The organism is Micromonospora sp. RTGN7 (assembly GCF_033804645.1).
Taxonomy (GTDB): domain Bacteria; phylum Actinomycetota; class Actinomycetes; order Mycobacteriales; family Micromonosporaceae; genus Micromonospora.
In genome coordinates, this window is the sequence record NZ_JAPZLF010000003.1 from 15,052 (window position 1) to 41,040 (window position 25,989).

At 73.0% G+C, this 25,989-nt stretch carries 19 protein-coding genes; 6 read left to right on the forward strand and 13 right to left on the reverse strand.

Annotated elements, in window-relative coordinates:
- Window positions 1–305: 305 nt before the first annotated feature.
- On the forward strand, window positions 306–1,418 hold the full coding sequence (locus tag SNR22_RS05605; protein ID WP_320065385.1) for a glycosyltransferase family 4 protein: 1,113 nt from the start codon (window positions 306–308) through the stop codon (window positions 1,416–1,418).
- Between the two features lie 73 nt (window positions 1,419–1,491).
- Here SNR22_RS05605 and SNR22_RS05610 read toward each other — a convergent pair whose 3' ends face one another.
- The 4 genes from SNR22_RS05610 to SNR22_RS05625 all read right to left on the reverse strand — a co-directional run bounded on the left by SNR22_RS05610 (window position 1,492) and on the right by SNR22_RS05625 (window position 5,702).
- Window positions 1,492–2,118: a sugar transferase gene (locus SNR22_RS05610; protein WP_320065386.1), complete on the reverse strand. Its 627-nt coding sequence runs from the start codon at window positions 2,116–2,118 to the stop codon at window positions 1,492–1,494.
- A complete protein-coding gene (locus SNR22_RS05615; protein WP_320065387.1) occupies window positions 2,115–3,170 on the reverse strand; it encodes a GNAT family N-acetyltransferase in 1,056 nt (351 codons plus the stop codon). The genes SNR22_RS05610 and SNR22_RS05615 overlap by 4 nt, the downstream gene beginning before the upstream one ends.
- Complete coding sequence (locus SNR22_RS05620) at window positions 3,167–4,375, reverse strand: DegT/DnrJ/EryC1/StrS family aminotransferase (protein WP_320065388.1); 1,209 nt, start codon at window positions 4,373–4,375, stop codon at window positions 3,167–3,169. Before SNR22_RS05620 ends, SNR22_RS05615 begins: the two co-directional genes overlap by 4 nt.
- A gap of 121 nt (window positions 4,376–4,496) precedes the next feature.
- Window positions 4,497–5,702 carry a hypothetical protein gene (locus SNR22_RS05625; RefSeq protein ID WP_320065389.1) on the reverse strand — a complete coding sequence of 402 codons (1,206 nt, stop codon included), beginning with the start codon at window positions 5,700–5,702 and terminating at the stop codon, window positions 4,497–4,499.
- 306 nt (window positions 5,703–6,008) lie between these two features.
- On the opposite strand from SNR22_RS05625, the gene SNR22_RS05630 reads away from it, so the two are divergent.
- The gene (locus tag SNR22_RS05630; protein WP_320065390.1) at window positions 6,009–6,995 is read left to right on the forward strand and encodes a DUF389 domain-containing protein; all 987 of its coding nucleotides are present in this window, start codon (window positions 6,009–6,011) and stop codon (window positions 6,993–6,995) included.
- Between the two features lie 6 nt (window positions 6,996–7,001).
- On the opposite strand, the gene SNR22_RS05635 is transcribed toward SNR22_RS05630, so the two are convergent.
- Both SNR22_RS05635 and SNR22_RS05640 read right to left on the reverse strand, forming a co-directional pair.
- The gene (locus SNR22_RS05635) at window positions 7,002–7,430 is read right to left on the reverse strand and encodes a hypothetical protein (RefSeq protein WP_320065391.1); all 429 of its coding nucleotides are present in this window, start codon (window positions 7,428–7,430) and stop codon (window positions 7,002–7,004) included.
- Between the two features lie 84 nt (window positions 7,431–7,514).
- Window positions 7,515–9,983, reverse strand: a complete 2,469-nt coding sequence (locus tag SNR22_RS05640) for a Tex family protein (protein ID WP_320065392.1) — start codon at window positions 9,981–9,983, stop codon at window positions 7,515–7,517.
- Between the two features lie 135 nt (window positions 9,984–10,118).
- On the opposite strand from SNR22_RS05640, the gene SNR22_RS05645 reads away from it, so the two are divergent.
- On the forward strand, window positions 10,119–11,630 hold the full coding sequence (locus SNR22_RS05645) for a dGTP triphosphohydrolase (RefSeq protein ID WP_320065393.1): 1,512 nt from the start codon (window positions 10,119–10,121) through the stop codon (window positions 11,628–11,630).
- On the opposite strand, the gene SNR22_RS05650 is transcribed toward SNR22_RS05645, so the two are convergent.
- From SNR22_RS05650 to SNR22_RS05660, 3 genes are all read right to left on the reverse strand, one after another.
- Complete coding sequence (locus tag SNR22_RS05650) at window positions 11,558–12,226, reverse strand: GNAT family protein (protein ID WP_320065394.1); 669 nt, start codon at window positions 12,224–12,226, stop codon at window positions 11,558–11,560. The genes SNR22_RS05645 and SNR22_RS05650 overlap by 73 nt on opposite strands.
- Before the next feature lie 195 nt (window positions 12,227–12,421).
- Window positions 12,422–13,561, reverse strand: a complete 1,140-nt coding sequence (locus SNR22_RS05655; protein WP_320065395.1) for an MBL fold metallo-hydrolase — start codon at window positions 13,559–13,561, stop codon at window positions 12,422–12,424.
- A 136-nt stretch (window positions 13,562–13,697) separates the two neighbouring features.
- Window positions 13,698–14,882, reverse strand: coding sequence for a zinc-dependent alcohol dehydrogenase (locus tag SNR22_RS05660; RefSeq protein WP_320065396.1), 1,185 nt, complete (start codon window positions 14,880–14,882; stop codon window positions 13,698–13,700).
- Window positions 14,883–15,091: 209 nt separating this feature from the next.
- Here SNR22_RS05660 and SNR22_RS05665 point away from each other — a divergent pair, with 209 nt between their 5' ends.
- Entirely contained in the window at window positions 15,092–16,060 is a 969-nt protein-coding gene (locus tag SNR22_RS05665) for a peptidoglycan DD-metalloendopeptidase family protein (RefSeq protein ID WP_320065397.1), read from the forward strand.
- Between the two features lie 39 nt (window positions 16,061–16,099).
- On the opposite strand, the gene SNR22_RS05670 is transcribed toward SNR22_RS05665, so the two are convergent.
- From SNR22_RS05670 to SNR22_RS05680, 3 genes are read right to left on the reverse strand one after another with little or no spacing between them, the layout of a single operon-like run.
- Window positions 16,100–16,861, reverse strand: a complete 762-nt coding sequence (locus SNR22_RS05670) for a succinate dehydrogenase/fumarate reductase iron-sulfur subunit (protein WP_320065398.1) — start codon at window positions 16,859–16,861, stop codon at window positions 16,100–16,102.
- On the reverse strand, window positions 16,858–18,795 hold the full coding sequence (locus tag SNR22_RS05675; protein ID WP_320065399.1) for a fumarate reductase/succinate dehydrogenase flavoprotein subunit: 1,938 nt from the start codon (window positions 18,793–18,795) through the stop codon (window positions 16,858–16,860). The genes SNR22_RS05670 and SNR22_RS05675 overlap by 4 nt, the downstream gene beginning before the upstream one ends.
- A gap of 2 nt (window positions 18,796–18,797) precedes the next feature.
- On the reverse strand, window positions 18,798–19,487 hold the full coding sequence (locus SNR22_RS05680; RefSeq protein WP_320065400.1) for a succinate dehydrogenase cytochrome b subunit: 690 nt from the start codon (window positions 19,485–19,487) through the stop codon (window positions 18,798–18,800).
- Window positions 19,488–19,558: 71 nt separating this feature from the next.
- On the opposite strand from SNR22_RS05680, the gene SNR22_RS05685 reads away from it, so the two are divergent.
- Window positions 19,559–20,491 carry a LysR family transcriptional regulator gene (locus SNR22_RS05685; protein WP_320065401.1) on the forward strand — a complete coding sequence of 311 codons (933 nt, stop codon included), beginning with the start codon at window positions 19,559–19,561 and terminating at the stop codon, window positions 20,489–20,491.
- 236 nt (window positions 20,492–20,727) lie between these two features.
- Window positions 20,728–21,768, forward strand: coding sequence for a dTDP-glucose 4,6-dehydratase (gene rfbB / locus SNR22_RS05690; RefSeq protein WP_320065402.1), 1,041 nt, complete (start codon window positions 20,728–20,730; stop codon window positions 21,766–21,768).
- Window positions 21,769–21,832: 64 nt separating this feature from the next.
- On the opposite strand, the gene hrpA is transcribed toward rfbB, so the two are convergent.
- Window positions 21,833–25,927 carry an ATP-dependent RNA helicase HrpA gene (hrpA, locus tag SNR22_RS05695; protein ID WP_320065403.1) on the reverse strand — a complete coding sequence of 1,365 codons (4,095 nt, stop codon included), beginning with the start codon at window positions 25,925–25,927 and terminating at the stop codon, window positions 21,833–21,835.
- Window positions 25,928–25,989: the final 62 nt, after the last annotated feature.

Consider the following 25,989-nt stretch of genomic DNA (forward strand, 5'->3'; position numbering starts at 1 on the left):
CTGCGGGCGCCACGACGGCACGCGCGACGGCGGGTCCGTCGTGACCAACGACGCCGATCCGGTAAAGTGATGACAATTGCCGCTTTTCTCGCGACCGGCCGCTGATCCCCGGACCGGCGAACGGACCGGCTTCTCTCCCGGTGGGCCGGCCGCCGTCTCTCCCGGTGGGCCATCCTCGTTGTCCCCGGTGTGCCGTACGTACGGGCGCGGTGGTTGTCCGGACGGGCGCGCGACGGACGATGCACCCCGCCGACTCGTAACCCGCCGGCCGGTACCCCGTCGGCCTCTGACAAAAAGGAGCAGGCGTGTCCTCGGTCATCTTCCTGCTGGAGCGGCCCACACCGCAGCGGACACCGACGCTGGACGCGATGTGGCGCGACGGGGTCGACCTGCGGGCCCTCTACCACGACGCGGCGGACGCGCAGCGCGGCTGGGGTCCGGTGGTGCCCCGCCATCCCCACGGCGTCGTCCCGGCCGGGCGGCTGGCGGCGCTGAGGTTCGTCCTGCGACAGCTGCGCGAACCGGACGTCGACGTCCTCTGCTGCTTCGGCTACCACCGGCCGGTGAACATGGCGGCGATCCTGCTGGCCCGTGCACGGGGGATCCGGGTGGTCACCCGCTCGGACAGCAACTGGCTGGAGGAACAGGCGCGGCCGCCCTTCCGCCGGCTCGCCAAGCGGCTGTTCCTGCGGGCGCTGTTCGGCCGCCGTAGCAGGGTGTGGACGGTCGGCCGGCGAAACGACCGCTACTGGGCGGCGATGGGGCTGACCGACCGGGTGCTGATCCCGTACGGCCTGCCGGCGCCGCCGGTGGGACAGCCCGGTTCCGGGGCGCGGTTCCGCCGGCGACACGGCCTCGGCGACGGGCTCGTGGTGCTCAGCGTCGGCGTGCTCGACGCCCGCAAGGGCATCGACACCCTGCTCGCGGCGTTCCGGGCGGTCCCGCACGTGACGGCGCGCCTCGTCGTGGTCGGGCAGGGACCGATGGCCCCGCTGGTGGCGGCCGAGGCCGCCCAGGACCGGAGGATCGTCGCGCCCGGCGCCCTGACCCAGGACGAGCTGGGGCCGGCGTACGCCGCCGCGGACGTCTTCGTGCTCGCCTCCCGTCGGGAGCCCTGGGGTCTCGTGGTCAACGAGGCGAAGGCGAACGGCCTGCGGGTGGTGCTGACCGACGTGATCGGCTGCGCGGCCGACCTCGTCGACCCCGAGGTGGACCGGGTGTTCCCCGCCGGGGACGCGCACGCGTTGGCGCGGATCCTCGTCGAGTTGGCCGACGCCCACGCCTGCGGGTGGCCGCCGGTCGCCGCGCTGCCGCCGTACGACGCCTCCGCCGAGATGGCCGCGCAGCTGCGCACGCTGGGTGCGACCGTGGCACGCACGCGCACCGAGTTGTCGGGGACGGCCCTGCCGGGCCGGTGATCCCGGGCCCGATCCGGCCGGGTTCGGCCGCGCGGGGCCGCAGGTGGCGTACCCGCGGCCCCGCGCGGCGCGGTCACTCGACGCGTTCCAACGGGGGACGCATGAGTTGCACGTCGTCGCGGTCCGCGACGGTCCTGCCGGGGATGTAGCCCGGGCGGAACGGCGTGGCCAGCGTCCGGACGAGGATCTTCAGGTCGAGCAGGGGCGACCAGCGGGTGACGTACTCGACGTCGAGGTCGAGGGTCTGCCCCAGGGTCAGCGCGGACCGCCCGTTGACCTGCGCCAGCCCCGTGATGCCGGGCCGCACCTCGTGACGTCGCGCGTGCCACGGGCTGTAGTGGGGCAGGTACTCCATCAGCAGCGGGCGCGGCCCGACGAGGCTCATCTCGCCCGAGACGACCTGGAACAACTGGGGAAGCTCGTCCAGGCTGGTCCGCCGCAGCAGCCGCCCGAACGCGGTGAGCCGGACCTCGTCGGTGTCCCAGAACCCCTCGCCGGGCCGGATCGGCCGCATCGAGCGGAACTTGCGCAGCGTGAACGGGACGCCGTGCAGCCCCGGGCGGAGCTGACGGAACAGGATCGGCCGGCCCCCGGTGAGCAGGGTGCCGACGGCCGCGACCGCGAGCACCGGGGAGAGCAGCACCAACAGGGCGCAGGCAATGGTCACGTCCATCGTCCGCTTGACGAGCCGTGCGTTCATCTCGACCTTCCGTGACGGTAGGCGGGAAAGAAGCCGCCGGCGGCGAGTTCGTCGACCGGCCGGCCCAGTTCGCGGGCCCGCGCCGCGACGAGGGCCCGGTAGCGCCGGGCGTCGAGGACCACCGAGGCGGTGTGGAGGGTCGACCGGCGACCGCCGAACGACCGTTTGAAGGCGAAGAGCGAGTCGTCGGGGGTCAGCCCGCCGCCGAGGTGCACCAGCGCGCAGCCGGTCTCCGCGGCCCACCGCAGGATGGCCCAGAGCAGTAGGTTGTTCGCCCCGTCCCGGGCGGCCGCCGGGTCGGACCCGGAGAGGTGGTAGTGCGCCCGGTCGCCGTGGCGCAGCACCAGGGCCGCGGCCACCGTCGCGCCGTCGGACCCGGTCACCTCCGCGAGGAGCAGGTCCTTGCCCAGACCCGCAGCCAGGGCCCGGTAGTACGGATCGGTGAAGAGGTAGCCCGGGGCGCCGCCGACCCGGCGCATGGTCTGTTCGTAGAGCAGCCGGAAGGGCGTGCCCGCCGCCACGTCGTCCACGCTGGCGGGCCGGAGGTCGGCGGTGAGGCCGACCCGCTCCGCCTTGCGCACGGCCGTCCGGGACCGCCCGGCCATCGCGTTCCAGACGCCGGCAGCCCCGTCGCCGACCGGCACGGTCACCGTGTCGCCACGCGGGTCCAGGCCGGCCACGCCGGCGGCCCGGACGCGGCTGGCCGAGTGCGGATCGAGTGGGGAGAACCGCAGGAACATGCTGACCATCCCGGCCGTGCGCCAGGCCGACACCGCCTGCGCCCAGAACTCGGCCAGTTCACCGGGCGTCGTGTCGGGGCGCACGTACACCCCGCAGTAGCCGTACGGGCTGATGCCGTCGTTGGTGTCGGCGTCGACGCGCCGGACCAGGTACGGCACGAGAATGCGGTCGTGCCAGTGCACCAGGCGCCACTCGGCCTCTTCGGCGAGGGCGGACGCGGTGCCGTAGCCGGGGCCGAAGTAGACGTCCGGCCAGGCGAGGTCGAGCGTCGCGCAGCTCCGGGCGGTCGCGGTCGTCAGCCGTACGCTCATCGGCCGTCCAGGAACCGCGCGATGGCGGCGGCGACCCGGTCGATGTCGCTGTCGGTCAGCACCGAGCCGCTCGGCAGCGAGACGCTGGTGGCGAAGAGCCGGTCGGCCGCGCCGCTCACCACCGCCTCGCAGGTGGCGAAGACGGGCTGGCGGTGCATCGGCTTCCACATCGGACGGGTGTCGATGCGCCGCCCCGCCAGGTGGCGTCCGAGCTGCGCGGCGTCCCAGCCGGTCACGTCCGGCTCGACCACCAACGAGGTCAGCCAGCAGTTCGCCCCGGGGTCGCCGGCACCGAGGATCCGGGTGCCGGGCACGCCCGCGAAGAGGGTCTCGTACCGGTTTCGCAGCGCGCGACGCCGGTCGATCATGGTCTGCAGGCGGACGAGCTGGCCCCGGCCGAGGGCGGCGAGCAGATTGCTGAGGCGGTAGTTGTAGCCGATGTCGCGGTGTTCGTAGTGCACCACCGGCTCGCGGGCCTGGGTCGACAGGTGCCGGCAGCGTGCGGCGAGGGCGGCGTCGTCGGAGACCACCATGCCGCCCGCCGAGGTGGTCATGATCTTGTTCCAGCTGAACGAGAAGATGGCGCACCGGCCGAAGGAGCCTGCCGCAGCGTCGCCGGAGCCGGCTCCGAGGGCCTGGGCGGCGTCCTCGATCAGCGGCACGCCGGCCGCCTCGCACACCGGCAGGAGCCGGGCGTAGTCCGCGCAGGTGCCGTTGATGTCGACCGCCAGCACCGCCGCCGGGCGTACGCCCGTGCGGGCGAGCCGGCCGAGGAGGTCGGCCAGGAGCGCGGGATCGAGGTTGCCCGTGACTGGGTCGCAGTCGACGAAGACCGGCCGCGCGCCGGAGTACACCACGGCGTTGGCGGTGGCGGCGAAGGTCAGGGTGGGGACCACGACGATCCGATCGGGGCCGGCGCCGAGCCCCAGCAGGGCAAGGTGCAGCGCGGCGGTGCCCGAGCTGACTGCGACGGCGTGCCGGACGCCCACCCGCGCGGCGATCTCCGCCTCCAGCGCCTCCGTCTCCGGCCCCGCCGGTCCGGGCCACCCGGAGCGGAACGCGCGGAGCAGGAAGGACTCCTCCAGTGGCCCGAGGTCGGGGTCGGAGAGGCCGATCCGTGGGCCCGGCGCGGCGTCGCCCCGCGTCGCGGTGCCGGGGGCCGGCACGTTCGCGCGAGCGGTGTGCGTCGACGACGGTGGGTTCATGGCGACAGGCTCCCGAGGAGGCTCGATTCCGACAAAAAGGTTCTAACACGCAAGAAAGCTGCGACGACGCCTTTTGCTGGACGTACTGCCGTAGGCCCGGGGGCGTCGGCGGATCGACCGGTCACCGGTCCGGCGTCACGAGGTCGGGGCGGTGGTCACCGCTGGCCGACCCCGGGCCCGGGGTCACCGGCGACCGGTGGCGGCGCTGCGCGGGGCCCGTACTCCCGGGCGTTTCCGTCGCCGTATCCCCGGGCGGTCCCGCCGCCGTGCTGCTGGGCGTTTCCGTCGCCGTGGGCTGTGGCCTGGCCGTCGGGTGGGCCACCTCGCGGAGCGCGGCGGCGACCCGGTCCATGTCCGTGCTCCCGTAGCGGTGGTCCGTCGGCAGGAAGAGCATCCGGCGGCTGAGATCGAGCTGGGCGGCCGGAGCGGTGTCGGGCAGGGCCCAGAGCACCGCCGGATAGATGTCCCGGGCGACGAGCCCTCGCCGGATCTCCTCGCGCCGGTCGCCGCCGTCGATCTGGCAGACCACCCCCAAGGGGTACGCCCGAACGGTGACCCCGGGCAGGCCGGCGAGTCCGGCGGCGAGCCGGTGCGCGTTGTCGACCCGGGCCGTCCGCAGCTCGTCGGCCGGCAGCGCGGAGAGCATCAGGCGGGTGTGCTCGGAGGCGCCGCTGACCTCCGGCGTCGCCAGTTCCTCCTCGCCGGCCCGCAACAGCGCCAGGTAGGACTCCTTCGGCACCCGGGCGCCGCCCAGGTAGGCCGCCTTCGCCAGCATGCCGGTGAGGATCCGGCCGACGGTGAGCTGATGGGACCGGGTCGTCGCCGTCGGCGCGGGCAGGGACCGGCCGGCCGGCGACCAGAGGAGACCGCCGTCGGGCAGGGGCAGGGTCTTGCGCAGCGACGCGAGGACGAAGTCGGCGTCGAGGTCGGCCAGCCAGGGTGCCCGAGGGTCATGGGTGGCGTCCACCACCAGGGCCGCGCCCCGCCGCGACGGCAGCACGGGCGGCATCCCGAAGTACGACACCGCCACCACCACCTCGGTCGGTCCCACCGTGGTCGGTCCGCTGCCGCCGGCCGGTCCGCCGTCGTACGGCAGCACCGGAAGGACATCGCGGGCCGCCTCCGCGACCGGCGGGCAGAAGTACGCCGGAAGGTGCGCCGCGCTCCAGCCGTGTTTACGCGCGCCGAACCGGAGCAGCGCCACCAGAGCCTGTCGGCCCGAACCGAACAGCCGGGCCGGCGACGGCCACGGGGTGTTGCTCCCGGCGTACGCGGTGGGCAGGGTGAACGCCGAGCCGACCTCCCAGGGCCGGGCGGAACCGGTCACCGGGCCCGGCCCGGGCGGGCCGAGGACGCCGGGGGCGGTCCGCCGGGCGCTCCCACGATGTCGACCACCCGAGGCCCTGCCATCCCCGCGGCTCCTCTCGTCGTCCCGGCCCGAGGCGGTGTGCCTCCGGTCGGGGCGTGGATGCGCGCCGACCGGCGAGCGGACCGGCACTCCGCTTAACCGGGAGGGTCGGCGGAACGTTACGGACAGCGAGGATCAAAACCGCGAAACGCGGCACCGGGGCGGACCTGGGTACAGTGCTGCCGGCCGCGCCGACGCCGCGCCGCGGGCCAGGGGGAGGACAGCATGCTGCACCTGAGGGTGATCGCCCCGCCGGACCAGTCCTCGGCGGTGGCCGACCTGCTGGGCGGGGACCCCGGGGTCACCCACCTGGTCGTGCTCCCTGGCGTCGCCCGCCAGCCCAGCGGCGACCTGATCCTCTGCGACGTGGTGCGCGAGCGGGCCGACACCGTGCTGCACGGGTTGCAGCAGCTCGGCGTCGAGGCACGCGGCGGGATCGCCGTCGACGACGTGGAGCTGACCCTCTCCGCCGCCGCCGACCGGGCCGCCGAGGAAGCGCCGGGCAGCGGCGCGGATGCCGTGGTCTGGGACGAGGTGGCGGCCAAGACCGGTGAGCAGACCGAACTGTCGGGGACCTACCTCGTGCTCATCGTGGTGGCTACCATGATCGCCGGGATCGGGGTGCTGCTCGACCAGCCCATCCTGATCGTCGGCGCGATGGTGGTCGGCCCCGAGTTCGGCCCGCTTGCCGCGCTCTGCGTGGCGCTGCTGCGCCGCAAGCCGGTGATCATCGGTCGTTCGGTGCAGGCGCTGACGGTGGGCTTCCTGGCCGCCATGACCGCCACCGTGCTCAGCACGTGGGCGTTGACCGCCGCCGGCGTGGTGAACCGCGAGATGCTGCTGGCCGAACGGCCGCTGACCGACTTCATCTGGCGGCCGGACGCGCTCTCCTGGGTGGTCGGCCTGCTGGCCGGCATCGCCGGCATGCTCTCGTTGACCTCGAAGAAGTCCGGCTCGCTGGTCGGCGTGCTGATCTCGGTCACGACTGTTCCGGCCGCCGCCAACGTCGCCGTCGCCGTCGCCTACGGGGTGTGGCACGAGGCGACCGGCTCCGCGCTCCAACTGGTGATCAACCTCTGCGCGATCGTGCTTTCCGGCCTCGCCACCCTCGCCGCGCAGCAGCTCTGGTGGTGGAACGTGGCCCGGAACGTGGCCCGGAACGGGGCCCGGCGGTCCCGACGCCGGACCCGGACGGGCGTCGCCGGCCGCTGACCCCGGTCAGTCCCGGCCCTCGCCCTCGTCCAGTCGCCGGGCGAGCAGGGTACGCAGCGGAATCGAGTCGCCGTCGCGCCCGCCCTCACCCACGATCAGGGGTGCGGGGGAGGGCGGCGGATCGGCCCCGAGGAGCCGCGCGCGCAGGCTCGCCGGGACCGTCAGCAGGTACCACCGCCCGGCGGTGTCCACCGCCCGGACCCCGGCCCGGTCGACGTACCAGCCGGTGAGCCGGGTGCGGTAGCGGCCGTGGGCGTCGTATGGCTGGGCGTGCAGCCGCTCCGTCGGCAGCCCTCGCCGGGTCGCCTCGGCCACGAACCACGCCACGATCCCGGCCGCCTCGGCGCGCTCCGCCGCCCGCCGCCGCTCGTCCGCGTCGGCGTGCGCCCGCACCGCCCGCCGCTGCCGTTCCCGCCACTGAAGACCGTCGTCCATGACGGCGAAGGTACGCGCCGCCCGCCGCTGCCGGCCGGCCCGGCACCGGCGGACCGGTGCTGGGCCGGCCGGCGGGTCACCGGCCTACCGCGTCAGGCCGGCCCGGCGCAGTGCCTCCGCCATCGCGTCGTTGACCGGCTGGCCCCCGCCGGACTGGCCCTGCCGGGGTTGACCGCCCCGGGCCGCGCCGCCGGACTGGCCCTGCCGGGGCTGGCCGCCCCGGGCCGCGCCGCCGGACTGGCCCTGCCGGGGTTGACCGCCCCGGGCCGCGCCGTCCTGGCGTCGACCGGCGTCGGGGCGGGCCGCGCGCTCACGGCTCGCGCCGGCTCCCGGCCGGGGCGGCCCGTCGCCGGACCCGGTGCCGGCCGATTCGTCCTCCAGGCGCAGGGTCAGCGAGATCCGCTTGCGCGGCACGTCCACGTCGAGCACCTTGACCCGGACCACGTCGCCGGACTTCACCACGTCGCGTGGGTCCTTCACGAACGTCCGGGACATCGCCGAGACGTGCACCAGGCCGTCCTGGTGCACGCCGACGTCGACGAACGCGCCGAACGCCGCCACATTGGTGACCACGCCCTCCAGGATCATGCCCGGGGTCAGGTCGCCGATCTTCTCCACGCCCTCGACGAACGTCGCGGTCCGGAACTCCGGTCGCGGGTCACGCCCGGGCTTCTCCAGCTCGCCGATGATGTCGGTGACGGTGGGCAGGCCGAAGGTGTCGTCGACGAACTCGGTGGCCTTCAGGCCACGCAGGATGGCGCTCTGCCCGATCAGTGAACGCAGGTCCTGTCCGGTGCGGGTGAGGATTCGCCGCACCACCGGGTACGCCTCGGGGTGCACGCTGGAGGAGTCCAGCGGGTCGTCGCCGCCCGGGATGCGCAGGAAGCCGGCGCACTGCTCGAACGCCTTCGGGCCGAGGCGGGACACCTTCTTCAGCTCCGACCGGGAGCGGAACGGGCCGTTGGCGTCCCGGTGCAGCACGATGTTCTCCGCCAGCCCGGCGCCGATGCCGGAGACCCGGGTCAGCAGCGGCGCGGAGGCGGTGTTCACGTCCACGCCGACGCCGTTAACGCAGTCCTCCACCACCGCGTCCAGCGAGCGGGAGAGCTTCAGCTCGGACAGGTCGTGCTGGTACTGGCCGACGCCGATCGAGCGGGGGTCGATCTTGACCAGCTCGGCGAGCGGATCCTGCAGGCGGCGGGCGATGGAGACCGCGCCGCGCAGCGAGACGTCCAGCTCGGGCAGCTCCTGCGAGGCGTACGCCGACGCCGAGTAGACCGACGCGCCGGCCTCGGAGACCATCACCTTGGTGAGGTTGAGCTGCGGATGCCGCGCGATCAGGTCGCCGGCCAGCTTGTCGGTCTCCCGGGACGCGGTGCCGTTGCCGATGGCGACCAGCTCGACGCCGTGCGCCCCGGCCAGCCGGGCCAGGGTCTCGACCGAGGCGTCCCACTGCCGGCGCGGCTCGTGCGGATAGATCGTGTCGGTGGCCACCACCTTGCCGGTGGCGTCGACCACCGCCACCTTCACGCCGGTGCGCAGGCCCGGGTCCAGCCCCATCGTCGGCCGGGTGCCGGCCGGCGCGGCGAGCAGCAGGTCGCGCAGGTTAATGGCGAAGACCCGCACGGCCTCCTCCTCGGCCGCCTGCCACAGCCGCATCCGCAGGTCCGCCCCGAGGTGGATGAGGATGCGGGTACGCCATGCCCAGCGCACGGTGTCGGCCAGCCACCGGTCGGCCGGGCGACCGTGGTCGGTGACGCCGAAGCGGCCGGCGATCGCCGCCTCGTACCGGCTGGGGCCGGCCGGGAGCGCGTCGGAGTCGCCGTCGGACTCCGGGTCCATCGTCAGGTCGAGCGCGCCCTCCTTCTCGCCCCGGAACATCGCCAGGATCCGGTGCGAGGGCAGCTTCGTGTACGGCTCGGAGAAGTCGAAGTAGTCGGCGAACTTCGCCCCGGCGGCTTCCTGGCCGTCGCGTACCCGGGAGACCAGCCGGCCCCGCGACCACATCTGCTCGCGCAGCGTGCCGATCAGGTCGGCGTCCTCGGCGAAGCGCTCGATGAGGATGGCCCGCGCGCCGTCCAGCGCGGCGGCCGGGTCGGCCACCCCCCGGTCGGTGTCGACGAACCCGGCGGCGGTGGCCTTCGGGTCCTGCGACGGGTCGGCCAGCAGCGCCTCGGCCAGGGGTGCCAACCCCGCCTCGCGGGCGATCTGCGCCCGGGTGCGCCGCTTCGGCTTGTACGGCAGGTAGATGTCCTCCAGCCGCGACTTCGAGTCGGCCGCCATGATCTGCGCTTCCAGGGCGTCGTCGAGCTTGCCCTGGCCACGGATGGACTCCAGCACCGCGGCGCGGCGCTCGTCCAGCTCGCGCAGATAGCGCAGCCGCTCCTCCAGGGTGCGCAGCTGCGCGTCGTCAAGCAGGCCGGTGGCCTCCTTGCGGTAGCGGGCGATGAACGGCACGGTGGAGCCGCCGTCGAGCAGCTCTACGGCCGCCCGTACCTGTCGTTCGGCGACGCCGAGCTCGTCGGCGATCCGCTGGTGCACAGACTGGGTCACGATCTGTTCCGCCTTCGGGAGTTGGTTCCACCCTGCATTGTGCCGGCAACCCCCGACGGCCCGCGCCGCACCCGCCGGTGCGCCGGACGGGACGACCCGTCGTGTGACGCCGCCCGCTGCGCTAGCGTGGCGATCATGGAATTTTCCGCTGACCCGCGGGCGCGGCGGCTGTTCGGCGGTAGCGCGCGAGCCCTCGGCGACCTCGCCAGCAGCCCGTTCCGGGCCGACCGGGACCGGATCGTGGCCTCGCCGTTCTTCACCCGGCTGGGCGGGGTGACCCAGGTGATCAGCCCGGGCGGCTCCGGCCTGCTGGTGCACAACCGGCTCACCCACAGCCTCAAGGTCGCCCAGGTGGCCCGGGCGATCGCCGAGCGGCTCACCGCAGACAAGCGCTGGCGGGACCTGCTGGATTCCCTCGGCGGCTGTGACCCGGATGTGGTCGAGGCCGCCGCCCTCGCGCACGACCTCGGGCACCCGCCGTTCGGGCACCTGGGGGAGCGGGTGCTCGACCGGCTGGCCCGGCAGCGGCTCGGCCTGGCCGACGGCTTCGAGGGCAACGCCCAGTCGTACCGGATCGTCACCAGCACCGAGATCCGGGGTGCGGCGACCACCGGCCTCGACCTCACCGCGGCGGTCCGGGCCGCCCTGCTGAAGTACCCGTGGACCCGGCTGGACCACCCGGACCCGCACCCCCGGCACCTCACCCCGGCGCCCCGGGGCGCCGCCGCGCCGCCGGACGAGCCGGAGAGCGGGTCGTCCAAGTTCGGCGCCTACCGCACCGAGCTGAACGATCTGCGGCAGGCCCGGGAGCCGTTCGCCGGGCGGATCGCCGACTGGCAGCAGACCGTCGAGGCGTCGGTGATGGACACCGCCGACGACATCGCATATGCCATCCACGACGTGGAGGACTTCTACCGGGTCGGGGTGCTCCAGCAGGGGGCTGTGGCCGCCGAGCTGACGGCCTGGCAGCGGGAGAACGGGCACTTCCGGGCGGTCACCGGGCAGGCCCTGGCCGGTGCCGGCCGGCGGCCCGGTGCGGCGATCGAGCGGCTGCGCCGGCAGTTGCGCCACAAGGACGGCTGGATCGCCGACGACGACGCGTTCGCCGCCGCCGTGGAGCACGTCCGCCAGGAGTTGGTGGATGGGCTGCTGGCGATGCCGTTCGACGGCTCGATCGAGGCGGAGCAGTACGTGGCCCGGTTCTCCGCCCGGTGGACCACCCGGTTCGTGGACGCGATCACGGTCACCGACGCCCCGTCGGTGCGCTCCGGGCACGTGCTGCTCGCCCCGGCGCAGTGGCACGAGGTGCAGGTGCTCAAGTTCGTCCACCACCGGTTCGTGCTGGCCCGCCCCGACCTGGCCCTGCACCAGCGCGGCCAGGCCCGGCTGCTGGGCACGCTGGTCGAGGCGCTGTGGGAATGGCTGCTCGACCCGGAGGAGGAGTCCCGGCTGCCGCGCCGGCTGCACGACCTGGTCGAGCTGGCCGAGGCGGAGCTGCACCCGCGCACCCCGGACCGGATCGGCCGGGCCCGGGGGCGGGCGATCATCGACTTCGTCGCCCAGCTCACCGATGGTCAGGCGGTGGCGATGCTCGATGCTCTCTCGGGCCGCTCCGGGGCGCTCTGGACGGACGCGTTCGTGCTCTGAGCGGGGGCGTGGGCCGGCGCCGGGACGCGGGGGCCGCAGACCCGCTCGACGTACTCCTCGGCGTCGGGGAGCGCCTCGAACTCGGGGCGGAGGAGGGCCACCCGAAGCAGATCGTGCCACTCGCCGCGGCGGAACACCGCTTCCCGTTCGCGGCCCTCGATCCGCCAACCGCACTTGCGCACGTAGGCGCCCAGGCTCGGCGCGTTGAACGACAGGATCGTGCTGTGCAGCCGGCGCAGCCCGACCTCGTAGAAGGCCCACGCCATGATCAGCATGATCGAGTCCGTGCCGGCGCCCCGGGGGGCCACCCCGGGCATGAGCTTTACCGCGGTGAGCGCCGACCGGTTGTGCCAGTCGATCTCCCAGAGGCCGGTGAGCCCCAGCGGCTCGTCGGTGGCCCCGTCGGTGACGGTCAGCCGGCGCACCCCGGGGTCGCTCAGCGACCGGCGCAGCCACTCCTCCTGGCCGTCGCGGCTGATCGGCCAGTTCCAGCCCACGACGTGGTGCCGGACCCCGTCCGCGACGGCCAGGTCGGCCAGGAAGTCGAGGTCCGCCACCCGGGTGGGGCGGACGGTGACCAGTCGACCGTTCAGCATGGTGCTTCCTCTGCCGCTGACGACGGCACCCACGGCGGCAGCCGGAACAACCGGCCTCGACCTGTGACGGGTGGTGACGGTGCGGTCACCCAGAAGGTGTATCAGAGGTGGCACCCGATTCCGGGCTTTTTGCGGCCCGGCGGGCGCGTCGTGCCGTCTCCGGGCCCGGCCCCTCGTCGTCCGACGGGCCGCCGGTCAGGCGACGGACTGCCACCAGCCGTCGACCGGCGGCGGGTCGTCGACCACCACCCGCTCGCCGGGGCGGGGCACGGCCAGCCGGACGTCGCGGGCCTCGGCCTCGGCCCAGAGCCGGTCCACCGGCTCCGACCAGTCGTGCAGGGCCAGGTTGAACGTCGCCCAGTGCACCGGCACGAGCAGCCCGCCGCGCAGGTCAACGTGGGCGGCGACGGCCTCCTCGGGGAACATGTGGATACTCGGCCACGCCCGGTCGTACGCGCCGATCTGCATCAGCGTCACGTCGAACGGGCCGTGCTCGGCGCCGATCTCGGCGTACCCGTCGAAGTAGCCGGAGTCGCCGGTGTAGAAGACCCGGCGGTGCGCGCCGGCTACCACCCACGAGCTCCACAGCGTGCCGTCGCGGCGCAACCCCCGGCCGGAGAAGTGCTGGGCGGCGGTGGCGGTGACCGTCAGCCCGCCGACCCGGTGGCTCTCCGACCAGTCCAGCTCGATGATCCGGTGCTCCGGGACGCCCCACCGCTCCAGGTGCGCCCCGACGCCCAGCGGCACCAGGAACGGCGCGGACTGCCGGGCCACCAGTTCCCGCACGGTCGCCATGTCGAGGTGGTCGTAGTGGTCGTGGGAGATCAGGATCGCGTCCACGGCGGGCAGTTCGGCCAGGCCGACCGGTGGCTCGTGCAGCCGGCGCGGCCCGACCAGCGCCGACGGGGAACACCGGTCGCTCCACACGGGGTCGACCAGCACCCGGTGGCCCTCGATCTCGATCAGCGCCGACGCGTGGCCGTACCAGACGATGTGGAGCTCGCGCTCGGTGGCGGCCGGCGCGTCGGTCGGCCGCAGCAGCGGGACGGCGGCGGTCGGCCGACGCTTCTGCTTGCCGAAGATCAGCTCGCGGACCAGGCTGCGGTCCGGCGCACCGGGCGCCGACCGGCTGCCCGCCCGGTTGCGGAAGGTGCCGTCGCGGAACTGCGGCGACCGGGCCGCCCGCTCGGCGCGTGCGCCGGCCAGCCGCCCGCCCAGCGCCGCCGGCACGTCCCGCGCCACCCAGGCCAGGCCGGCCAGCGCGGCCAGCCCGGCCGCGCCGCGCAGCCGCCGCCCGAGTGCCCGCCGCCCGGCCCGTTCCGCTGGTGCCCCCATGGTCGTCCGCCCCCTCCGCCAGGTGTCCCGCCCGTACACGGTAGTCCGCCGTCGCTCCGCGCTGGCAGGCGCAGGACGTCTTCCGAGGGCTTGCCGACGGTCCCGCCGGCCGCGTCGGTGCTGACCACCCGGCGGGTCAGGGCGCGAGGACCACCTTGACGCAGCCGTCCTCCTTCTTCTGGAACATCTCGTACGCCTGCGGTGCCTGCGCCAGCGGCACCCGGTGGGTCCGCAGGTCCTCCACGCCCAACGGGTCGTCGTCGCCGGAGAGCAGCGGGATGATCTCGTCGGTCCACCGGCGTACGTGGCACTGCCCCATCCGCAGCTGGACGCCTCGGTCGAACATCTCCATCAGCGGCATCGGGTCGACCTCCCCGCCGTACACCCCGGAGATCGACACGGTGCCGCCGCGGCGGACGGCCTTGAGCGCGGCCTTCAGCACGGTCAGCCGGTCCACGCCGACCTTGTCGGTCATCGCCTGGGCCAGCTTCTCCGGCAGCAGCCCGGCGGCGGTCTGGGCGAGCTTGCCCGAGGTGGAGCCGTGCGCCTCCATGCCGACGGCGTCGATCACCGCGTCCGGGCCGCGCCCGTCGACCAGGTCGATCAGCGCGTTCGGCACGTCCTCGAGCCGGCTGACGTCGAGTGTCTCGATGCCGTGCCGCCGGGCCATCTCCAGCCGCTCCGGCACCAGGTCCAGGCCAATCACCCGCTCGGCGCCGAGGTGCCGGCCGATCCGGGCGCTGAGCTGGCCCACCGGGCCCAGCCCGAACACCACGAGGGTGCCGCCGCGCGGGGTGTCGGCGTACTTCACTGCCTGCCAGGCGGTGGGCAGGATGTCGGAAAGGTACAGCCAACGCTCGTCCGGCCCGGTCTCGGGGACCTTGACCGGCCCGAACTGGGCGTGTGGCACTCGCAGGTACTCGGCCTGCCCGCCGGGCACGGAGCCGTAGAGCGAGGTGTAGCCGAACAGCGCGGCGCCCTTGCCCTCGGCGGTCACCTGAGTGCTCTCGCACTGGGCGTAGAGCTGCCGCTGGCACATCCAGCAGGCGCCGCAGGAGATGTTGAACGGCACCACCACCCGGTCGCCCGGCTTCAGCCGGGTCACCCCCGCGCCGACCTCCTCGACGATCCCCATCGGCTCGTGCCCCAGGATGTCGCCGGGCTTCAGGTACGGCCCGAGCACCTCGTACAGGTGCAGGTCCGAACCGCAGATGGCGGTCGAGGTGATCCGGACGATCGCGTCGGTCGGCTCCTCGATGCGCGGGTCCGGCACCTCCTCGACCCGGACGTCTCGTTTCCCCTGCCAGGTGAGTGCCTTCATGCCCTGCCGTCCCCTCGTCGGTGCCGTCCACGCAACTGCTACCCGGGTCGGGGCCGTTGAACCGCACGCGCGCGTATCGCAGGCCCGCCCGTCGACCGGCGGGAAGAACTCCGGCATTGATCCTGTCGATATGGAAGATCTACGATGACTGTCGGCTGCCGTCGGATCTTCCACCGGCCACCGCACGCGAGCGAGCATCGGAGAGAACAATGAGCGACGATCCGGAAACAGGCCGCCTATTCGACGTGCCGGCGCGGCGCCGCACCCTGCTCACGGCGCTGGGCGTCGGGATCGGGGTCGGTGCCCTCGGTGTGCCCGGTCCGGCCATGGCGGCGGTCGCCGGCTGGAGCAACCCGACCCTCGGCACGCTGACCTCCGGATACAAGACCTCCAACCGCCCCACCCACACGGGCTGGGATGTGGCGAACAGCCAGGGCACCCCGGTCTACGCGACGGCGGCCGGAACGGTCCGGGACATCAAGACCAACTCGTATCCGGGCGATACGTCGAGCGGCCCCCTGAGCGGTCGCAGCGGCAACAGCGTTCACCTCAACCATGCCGACAGCTACTTTTCCTACTACGGCCACCTCTACCGGGTGCTGGTCAGCGCCGGCCAGCAGGTCAGCTGTGGACAGTTGATCGGTCTGATGGGCACCACCGGCAACTCGACCGGCCCGCACCTGCACTTCGAGATCCACCGGCCCCGGCTGACCTCGACGGACCCCCGGGTCTTCCTGGCCAACCGGGGCATCACCCTCGGCTCGACGGCCCCCGTCGGCAGCACCGGCTACCCGAGCGTCAGCCAGGGCGCCTCGGGGTGGGTGCCCACGGTGATCCAGTACCTGGTGCGGGCGCGCGGCATCTCCGTCGTCGTGGACGGCGTCTTCGGATCGGTCTTCGCCTCGCAGGTCAGGTCGTTCCAGAGCGGCCGGGGACTCTACGCCGACGGCCTGGTCGGCCCGGTCACCTGGACGGCCCTCGTCCTGCCCCTGCGGGAGGGCAACTCCGGTGACCTGGTCCGCGGCCTGCAGACCGCGCTCAACGCCCGGGGTGCGAGCCTCGTCGTGGACGGCGATTTCGGTGCGGTCTCCACCAGCGCGGTGCGTAGCTTCCAGAGCCGCAACGGTCTCGTCGCCGACGGTCTCGTCGGCCCGCTGACCTGGAGCGTGCTGATCTGAACCGCGGCGGCCCGGCCGTCACCCGCCGGGCCGCCGCGGTCACGCGCCCGGGGTGCCGCCGCCCTTGGCGGTCGCCGCCAGGTAGTCGCGGTTGAGCCGGCCGATGGTGTTCAGCGGGATGCCCTTCGGGCAGACCGCTGTGCACTCGCCGGCGTTGGTGCAGCCGCCGAAGCCGGCCTCGTCGTGCGCGTCGACCATGCCGATCACCCGGGTGTACCGCTCCGGCTGGCCCTGCGGAAGCAGCGAGAGCTGGGTGATCTTGGCGGCGGTGAAGAGCATGCCGGAGCCGTTCGGGCAGGCCGCCACGCAGGCCCCACAGCCGATGCAGGCGGCCGAGGAGAAGGCGGCGTCGGCGTCGGCCTTGGCCACGGGGGAGGTGTGCGCCTCGGGGGCGCTGCCGGTTGGCGCGGTGATGTACCCGCCGGCTGCGATGATCTTGTCGAAGGCGTCCCGGTTGACCACCAGGTCCTTGATGACCGGAAAAGCCCGGGCCCGCCACGGCTCGATGTCGATCGTGTCGCCGTCGGAGAACTGCCGCATGTGCAGCTGGCAGGCGGTGGTGCCGCGCTGCGGCCCGTGCGCGTCGCCGTTGATCATCAGGCCGCACATGCCGCAGATACCCTCGCGGCAGTCGTGGTCGAACGCCACCGGCTCCTCGCCGGCCAGGATCAGCCGCTCGTTGAGCACGTCGAGCATCTCCAGGAACGACATGTCGGGGGAGACGTCGTCGACCTGGTAGGTCACCATCCGGCCCTTGTCCTGAGGGCCGCGCTGGCGCCAGATGCGCAGGGTCAGGTTCACTTGTAACTCCGCTGCGTCGGGTGGACGTACTCGAAGGTCAGGTCTTCCTTGTGCAGCACGGCCGGCTCGTCGGCGCTGGTGTGCTCCCAGGCCGCCACGTAGGCGAACCGGTCGTCGTCGCGCTGCGCCTCGCCGTCCGGGGTCTGGTGTTCGGCCCGGAAATGGCCGCCGCAGGACTCCTCGCGGTGCAGGGCGTCGACGCACATCAGCTCGGCCAGCTCGAAGAAGTCGGCCACCCGGCCGGCCTTCTCCAGCGACTGGTTGAGCCCCTCGCCGTCGCCCGGGACGCGGACCCGCCGCCAGAATTCCTCCCGCAGCGCCCGGATCCCGTCGATCGCCTTGCGCAGCCCGACCTCGCTGCGCTCCATCCCGCAGTGCTCCCACATGATCTGGCCCAGCTCGCGGTGGAACGAGTCCACGGTCCGGTCGCCGTTCACCTCCAGCAGCCGCCGGAGACGGTCCTCCACCTCGGTGCGGGCCGCGACGGCCGCCGGGTGGCCGGCGTCGACCCGTTCCAGCGGCCCGGACGCCAGATAGTTGGCGATCGTGGCGGGCAGCACGAAGTAGCCGTCGGCCAGACCCTGCATCAGCGCCGACGCGCCGAGCCGGTTCGCGCCGTGATCGGAGAAGTTCGCCTCGCCGATCACGAACAGGCCGGGGATGGTCGACTGGAGGTCGTAGTCGACCCAGAGGCCGCCCATCGTGTAGTGCACGGCGGGGTAGATCCGCATCGGCACCCGGTACGGGTCCTCGCCGGTGATCCGCTCGTACATCTCGAAGAGGTTGCCGTACTTGGCCTCGATGGCCTGGCGGCCGAGCCGGTCGATGGCGTCGGCGAAGTCGAGGTAGACGCCGAGCCTGGTCGGCCCCACGCCCCGGCCGTCGTCGCAGACGTTCTTCGCGGCCCGGGAGGCGATGTCCCGGGGGACCAGGTTGCCGAAGGACGGGTAGATCCGCTCCAGGTAGTAGTCCCGCTCGTCCTCGGCGATGTCCCGGGGCGCGCGGTCGTCGCCGGTGGCCTTCGGCACCCACACCCGTCCGTCGTTGCGCAGCGACTCGCTCATCAGGGTCAGCTTCGACTGGTGGTCGCCGGAGACTGGGATGCAGGTCGGGTGGATCTGGGTGTAGCAGGGGTTGGCGAAGTACGCGCCCTTGCGGTGTGCCCGCCAGGTCGCGGTGACGTTGCAGCCCTTAGCGTTGGTGGAGAGGTAGAAGACGTTGCCGTACCCGCCGGAGGCGAGCACCACCGCGTCGGCCATCTCGGTGCTGATCTCGCCGGTGACCAGGTCCCGGACCACGATGCCCCGGGCCCGGCCGTCGACGACGACCAGTTCCAGCATCTCGTGCCGGGTGTTCATCTCGACGTTGCCGAGGCCGATCTGCCGCTCCAGCGCCTGGTACGCGCCGAGCAGCAGCTGCTGGCCCGTCTGGCCCCGCGCGTAGAAGGTGCGCTGCACCTGCGCGCCGCCGAACGAGCGGGTGTCCAGCAGGCCGCCGTACTCGCGGGCGAACGGGACGCCCTGGGCGACGCACTGGTCGATGATGTTGACCGACACCTCGGCCAGCCGGTGCACGTTCGACTCCCGGGAGCGGAAGTCGCCGCCCTTGACCGTGTCGTAGAAGAGCCGGTGCACCGAGTCGCCGTCGTTGCGGTAGTTCTTCGCGGCGTTGATGCCGCCCTGCGCGGCGATCGAGTGGGCCCGGCGCGGGCTGTCCTGGTAGCAGTACGACCTGACCCGGTAGCCCTGCTCGGCCAGCGTGGCCGCAGCCGACCCGCCGGCTAGGCCGGTGCCCACCACGATCACCGTCATCCTGCGGCGGTTGGCCGGGTTGACCAGCTTGGCCTCGAAGCGGCGGCGGTCCCAGCGGGCCTCGATCGGGCCGTCCGGAGCCCGGGTGTCGGCGATCGGGTCGCCCTCGGTGAACAGTTCCATGCTCAGGCCACCAATCCGGTGAGTACGGCGAACGGGACCGACAGGTAGCCGGCGCAGAGCGCGACGGCGAAGACCAGCGCGGCGGCGCGCGCCCGGCGCTCGCCTTTCGGGGTCTGCTGACCCAGGCTGCGGAACGCGCTGAACGCCCCGTGGCGCAGGTGGAAGCCGAGCGCCACGATCGCCAGGGTGTAGAGGAGCGTGACGTACCAGCGCTCCGGGGCGAAGTCGGCGACCACGTTGCCGTACGGGTTGGCGGGGTCGCCCGCCGGGTTCAGGTGGCCGGTGGTCAGGTCGAGGATGTGGTAGATCACGAAGAGCAGGATGATCACCCCGCCCCAGCGCATGGTGCGGGCCGCGTAGCTGCCCCGGACCGCCCTGCGGTGGGCGTAGCGCACCGGGCGGGCGGCGCGGGCGCGCCGCGCGAGCACGGTGGCGGCGACGATGTGCCCCAGCACGGCCGCCAGCAGCGCCGTGCGCTGGATCCACAGGAACCAGCTCGACGGGAGCAGCGGCGTGCCGAGTTCGCGCAGCCAGTGCCCGTAGTGGTCGAACGCCGTCTCGCCGGTGAAGATCTTCAGGTTGCCGAGCATGTGCGCGATCAGGAACAGCGCGAGGAGGATGCCCGTCGCCGCCATGACGGCCTTCAGGCCGACGGCGGAACGGATGGGCGACCGCGTTTTCGTGAGTACCACTCGACCGACGCTAGGAGCCCTCCGATCAGTCGTCCAATGCATCGAACTCGCAGTCTTGATAGCCCTAGGCTATGGAGATGCAGCTCCGTCAGCTCCGGTACTTCGTCGCGGTCGCAGAAGTACGACATTTCACCCAAGCGGCCGATCTTGTCGGCATCACCCAGCCGTCGTTGAGTAAGCAAATTCACGCCCTGGAGGCCGACCTCGGGGCCCCGCTGTTCGAGCGGGTGCGGGGCAACATCGCCCTCACCGCCGCCGGCGAGGTGCTGCTCCCCCTGGCCGAGCGCATCCTCGCCGACGTCGACACCGCCACCCGGGAGGTGCAGGAGCTGGTCGGGCTGCGCCGCGGCCGGGTCCGCCTCGGCGCCACCCCGAGCCTGGCCACCTCGCTCGCCCCGCCGGTGCTGCGCCGGTTCCACGACGCCCACCCTGGCGTCGACCTGAGGGTGGAGGAGGGTGGCTCGCAGGACCTCGTCCGCGACCTGCTCCGCGGCGACCTCGACCTCGCGCTGATCATCATGCCCGCCCAGGGCACCGACCCCAGCCTGGACGCCGAGGAGATCCTGCGGGAGAGCCTGGTGGTCGCCTCGCTGGACGAGGTTCCCGGCACCCGCGCGGGCGAACTGCGCATCACCGACCTGCGCGACCAGCCCCTGGTCATGTTCCGCGCCGGGTACGACCTGCGCGACGCCACCCTCCAGGCGTGCCGGGAGGCCGGCTTCGAGCCCACCTTCTCCGTCGACGGCGGCGAGATGGACGCCGTGCTCAGCTTCGTGGAAGCCGGGCTCGGGGTGGCGCTGGTGCCCGGCATCGTGGTGGCCCGCCGTCCCGGCATCCGGGTCACCCGGCTGGCCCCGCCCGGGGTGCGCCGGACCATCGCCGTGGCCCGGCGCCGGGACGTCGTGCCCACTCACGCCGGGCGAGAGCTGCGCCGCATCCTGCTCGACTATGTACGCACCGCGACGGAGCGGGACGACCTGCCGCCCGGCGTGCAGCCCCGCTGACGGCGTGTCCCGGCCCGGCCTGCGGTGGCTGCCCTGTCGGCGGCGCATTCTGTCCGGAAGCGGTAGCCCTTCTCGTCCGCTTGCACCGTTGTTGGTTAAATCGCCCTTAAGCGAGCGTTATACGCCTCGATGGTGCTGTTAGTCCCCTATGGTGAAGCCTTGCGCAGGCGTGACGCCCGTCGGCCTGCGGAGAAGAGAGTCGAACGCGCGGGCTCGCGTGGCAGGGAGGCCACCATATGAGGATCCTGGTTACCGGCGGCGCCGGCTTCATCGGCTCGCACTTCGCCCGGAGCCTGCTCAACGGGGGGTACGTCGGGTTCGAGGACTGCCACGTCACGGTCATCGACAAGCTGACCTATGCCAGTGACCGGAACAACCTGCCCTCCGCCCACCCGCGGCTGACCTTCGTACGGGGTGACATCTGCGACCGACCCCTGCTCGCCGACCTGGTCCCCGGGCACGACGCGGTGGTGCACTTCGCCGCCGAGTCGCACGTCGACCGCTCCATCGACGACCCCGCCCCGTTCTTCGAGACCAACGTGATGGGCTCGCACCACCTGATGGCCGCCTGCGCCCGGGCCGGGGTGAGCCGGGTGGTGCACGTCTCCACCGACGAGGTGTACGGGTCGATCACCGACGGCTCGTGGACCGAGCGCTGCGTGCTGGAACCCAACTCGCCCTACGCGGCGTCGAAGGCGGCCAGCGACTGCCTCGTCCGCTCGTACTGGCGTACCTACGACGTCGACGTGTCGATCACCCGCTGCGCCAACAACTACGGCCCGTACCAGCACGTGGAGAAGGTCATCCCGCGCTTCGTCACCCGCCTGCTCACCGGCGGGGACATCACCCTGCACGGCGACGGCGGGGCCGTGCGCGAGTGGCTGCACGTCGACGACCACTGCCGGGCCATCGCGCTGGTGCTGGCCAAGGGGCGCGCGGGTGAGGTCTACAACATCGGCGGCGACGTCGAGCTGACCAACAAGGCGCTGGCCGAGAAGATCCTGCTGATCGCCGGGGTCGGGTGGGAGCGGGTACGGCACGTCGCCGACCGCAAGGTGCAGGACCAGCGGTACTCGCTCGACTACACCAAGATCTCCGACGAGCTGGGCTTCGAGCCGCAGATCCGGTTCGCCGACGGCCTCTCCGAGGTCTTCCACTGGTACCGGGAGAACCGGGCCTGGTGGGCGCACGCGTACCCGGACGCCCGGGGCGGCGCGCTGGCCAACTCCGTGCGGGGGCTCCCGGTCGGCCGCGCGGTGCCCGCCCCGGTGCACTGACCCGCACGCACATCCGCCCGCCCGGTCCGGGCCCCGAGGGAGACCCCGACGGGCCCTGACCCGGTCACCGCCCCTCGGCGTCGTCCATCGCCCGGTAGATCCGCTGCTCCGAGACCGGGTACGGGGTGCCCAGCGCCTGCGCGAACACGTTCACCCGCAGCTCCTCGATCATCCAGCGGATCTGCCGCACCGCCGCCGAGCGTCGCCGGCTCGGCGGCAGCGCGGCCAGCATGTCGGCGTACTCCTTCTGCACCGCCGCGACCCGGTCCTGCTGCTGGCGGTCCCGCTGCGGGTTGCCCGGCAGCCGGTCCAGCCGCCGCTCGATCGCGGTCAGGTAGCGCAGCAGGTCGGTCAGCCGGGCGTACCCGGTCTCGGTGACGAAACCGGGGTGCACCAGGCCGGAGAGCTGGACCCGGATGTCGGCCAGGGCGGCCACCACGGCCAGGTTCTGGGTCTTGCCGAGCCGCTGCTCCACGGCGTACCCGGCGGCGAGCACCTGCCGGACCCGGCCCATCACCGCGACCACGGTGTCCACCAGGTCGGCACGGACCCGCTCGCGCAGCGCGGCGAAGCCCTCGGCGTCCCAGGCCGGGCCGCCCGCGTCGGCGATCAGCTTGTCGATCGCCGCCCCGGCCGCGTCGGCGATGAGCTCCTGCACGCTGCCGTGCGGGTTGCGGCTCAGCGCCAGCTTCGCCTCGTTGCTCAACCGCCCCTGGAGGAACTTCGCCGGCGACGGCACGGTCAGCCGCAGCAGCCGTCGGGTTCCGGCCCAGTGCGCGGCGGCCTGCTCGGCCTCGGAGTCGAAGACCTTCACCCCGACCGTCGACCCCTCGTCGACCAGGGCCGGGTACGCGGTCACCGCATACCCGGCGCGAACCTGCTCGATCGTGCGGGGCAGGGTGCCGATGCCCCACTCCGTCAGCCCGGTGCGGGCGATGTCCGGCGCGGCGGCGGCCACCACCTGGCGTACCTCCTGGCGGAGCCGGCGCTGCAGGGCCGGCAGGTCCTTGCCCTCGGCGACGGGCTTGTTCTCCTCGTCGAGCACCCGGAAGCTGACCCGCAGGTGGGCGGGGAGCCGCTCCGTGTCCCAGGCGTCCCGGGGCACCGTCACCCCGGTCATCCGGCGCAGCTGCCGGGTCAGCGAGTCCAGCAGTGACTCCTCACTCGGGGTGATCGCCGCGAGCGCGGCCCGGGCATAGTCGGGCACGGGGACGAAGTTGCGCCGGATCGCCTTCGGCAGTGACCGGATCAGCGCGACCACCAGTTCCTCGCGCAGGCCCGGGACCTGCCAGTCGAAGCTCTCCGCCGGCACCTGGTTGAGCAGCGGCAGCGGGATGTCCACCGTCACCCCGTCGGTCGGCGCGGTCGGGTCGAAGGTGTACGTCAGCGGCAGGGTGATCCCCTCGGCCCGCCACTCGTCCGGGTAGTCGGCGTCGTCGACCCCGCCCCGGCCGGCGTTGACCAGCAGTTCCCGGGTGAAGGTGAGCAGTTCGGGCCGCTCCCGACGGGTCTGCTTCCACCAGGCGTCGAAGTGCCGGCCGGAGACCACGTCGGCCGGGATCCGCTCGTCGTAGAAGCGGAAAATCGTCTCGTCGTCGACCAGGATGTCCCGCCGCCGGGCCCGGTTCTCCAGCTCCGCGATCTCGGTCAGCAGGGTCTGGTTGTCCCCCCAGAACTGGTGGTGGGTCTGCCAGTCGCCCTCTACCAGGGCGTGCCGGATGAACAACTCACGCGACAGCGCCGGGTCGATCTGCCCGAAGTTCACCTTCCGGGCGGTGACCAGCGGCACGCCGTAGAGCGTGACCTTCTCGTACGCCAGCACCGCCGCCTGCTTCTTCTCCCAGTGCGGCTCGCTGTAGCTGCGCTTGACCAGGTGCTGGGCCAGCGGCTCCACCCACTCCGGCTCGACCCGCCCGGCGACCCGCCCCCAGAGCCGGGAGGTCTCCACCAGCTCGGCGGCCATCACCCAACGTGGTGGCTTCTTGAACAGCGCCGAGCCGGGGAACAGGGCGAACTTCGCCCCCCGCGCGCCCAGGTACTCGTGTTTCTGTGCATCCTTCAGCCCGACGTGGGAGAGCAGCCCGGCCAGCAGCGACTGGTGCACCCTCGGCGTGTCGATCTCCTCCGGCAGGTCCGCGGTCGGGCCGCGCCGGCCCCCAGCGTCCGTCCCGGTCTCGTTCTCGCCCCGGCCGCCGCCGTCCGCCCCGGCCTCCTTGCCGCCCCGCGCGCCCCGCCCGGAGCCGCCCGGTTCCGGGGTACGCAGCACCTGGCGCACCTGGCTGACGATGTCCTGCCACTCGCGTACCCGCAGGTAGTTGAGGTACTCCGCCTTGCACATCCGGCGGAACGCGCTGGACGACAGGGCCCGCTGCTGCTCCCGCAGGTACCGCCACAGGTTCAGCAGCGCGACGAAGTCCGATTCCTTGTCGGCGAACCGGGCGTGCGCCTGGTCCGCCTGGGCCTGCTTCTCCGCCGGCCGCTCGCGCGGATCTTGAATGGAGAGCGCGGCGGCGATCACCACCACCTCGGTGGCGCAGCCGTTGCGCTCGCCCTCCAGGACCATCCGCGCCAGCCGCGGGTCCACCGGAAGCTGAGCCAGCCGCCGGCCCAACGGGGTGAGCCGCTTGTCCGGGTCGGCCTCGGCCGGGTCCAGCGCGCCCAACTCGTGCAGCAGGTTCATTCCGTCGGTGACGTTGCGTCGGTCCGGCGGTTCGATGAACGGGAACGCCGCCACGTCACCCAGCCCGATCGAGGTCATCTGGAGGATGACCGAGGCCAGGTTGGTGCGCAGGATCTCCGGGTCGGTGAACTCCGGCCGGGAGGCGAAGTCAGACTCGTCGTAGAGGCGGATGCAGATGCCGTCCGAGGTGCGCCCGCAGCGGCCCTTGCGCTGGTTGGCTGACGCCTGCGACACCGGCTCGATGGGCAGCCGCTGGACCTTCAGCCGGCTGGAGTACCGGGAGATCCGGGCGGTGCCCGGGTCCACCACGTACTTGATGCCGGGCACGGTCAGTGAGGTCTCCGCGACGTTGGTCGCGAGCACCACCCGGCGCCCGGTGTGCGGGGCGAAGACCCGGTGCTGCTCGGCGGAGGACAGTCGGGCGTACAGCGGCAGGATCTCGGTGCCGAGCAGCGACCGCTTGGACTCGATCAGCCTGGCCAACGCGTCGGCGGTGTCCCGGATCTCCCGCTCACCGGAGAGGAAGACCAGGACGTCGCCGGGCCCCTCGGCGGCCAACTCCTCGACGGCGTCGCCGATCGCCTGGACCTGGTCGCGGACGTTCTCGTCGTCGTCCTCGTCGTCCTCGGCCCCGCTCACCTCCACCAACGGCCGGTACCGAACCTCCACCGGGTACGTCCGCCCGGACACCTCGACGACCGGCGCGGGCTTCCCCTCCTCCTCGCCGTCGGCCGGCGGGGCGGCGAAGTGCCGGGCGAACCGCCCGGTCTCGATTGTCGCCGAGGTGATGATCACCTTGAGGTCGGGGCGGCGGGGGAGGAGCTGTCGCAGGTACCCGAGGATGAAGTCGATGTTGAGGCTGCGCTCGTGCGCCTCGTCGATGATCAACGTGTCGTACTGGCGCAACATCCGGTCGGTCTGCAACTCGGCCAGCAGGATGCCATCGGTCATCAGTTTCACCAGGCTGCGGTCGCTGACCTGGTCGTTGAAGCGGACCTTGTAGCCCACCACATCGCCCAACTCGGTGCCCAACTCCTCGGCGATCCGGTCGGCCACCGTCCGGGCGGCCAGCCGCCGGGGCTGGGTGTGCCCGATCAGCCCGTGCACCCCCCGCCCTAGCTCCAGGCAGATCTTCGGCAGCTGAGTGGTCTTGCCGGAGCCGGTCTCGCCGGCCACGATCACCACCTGGTGGTCGCGGATCGCGGCGGCCAGGTCGTCCCTGCGCTCGCTGACCGGCAGGCCGGCCGGGTAGGTGATCGTCGGCACCGCCGCCCGGCGCTCGGCGAGCCGCTGCTCGGCCCGGTCGACGTCGGCGATGATCTCGGCGAGCGCAGCCTCCCGCCGCTGCGGGTCGCGCAGCCGCCGGACACCGTCGAGGCGTCGCTGGAGCCGACGCTGGTCGCGGAACATCAGGGCGGGCAGGCGGCGGTGCAGCTCGCGGACGGTATCGGGCGCGGCGGGTGCGGCTGGATTCTGCATGTCGTCGCCAAGGATAGGCAGCCCGAGTGGCGGGCGCCCCCCGGTTACCACCGGTCTAGAGT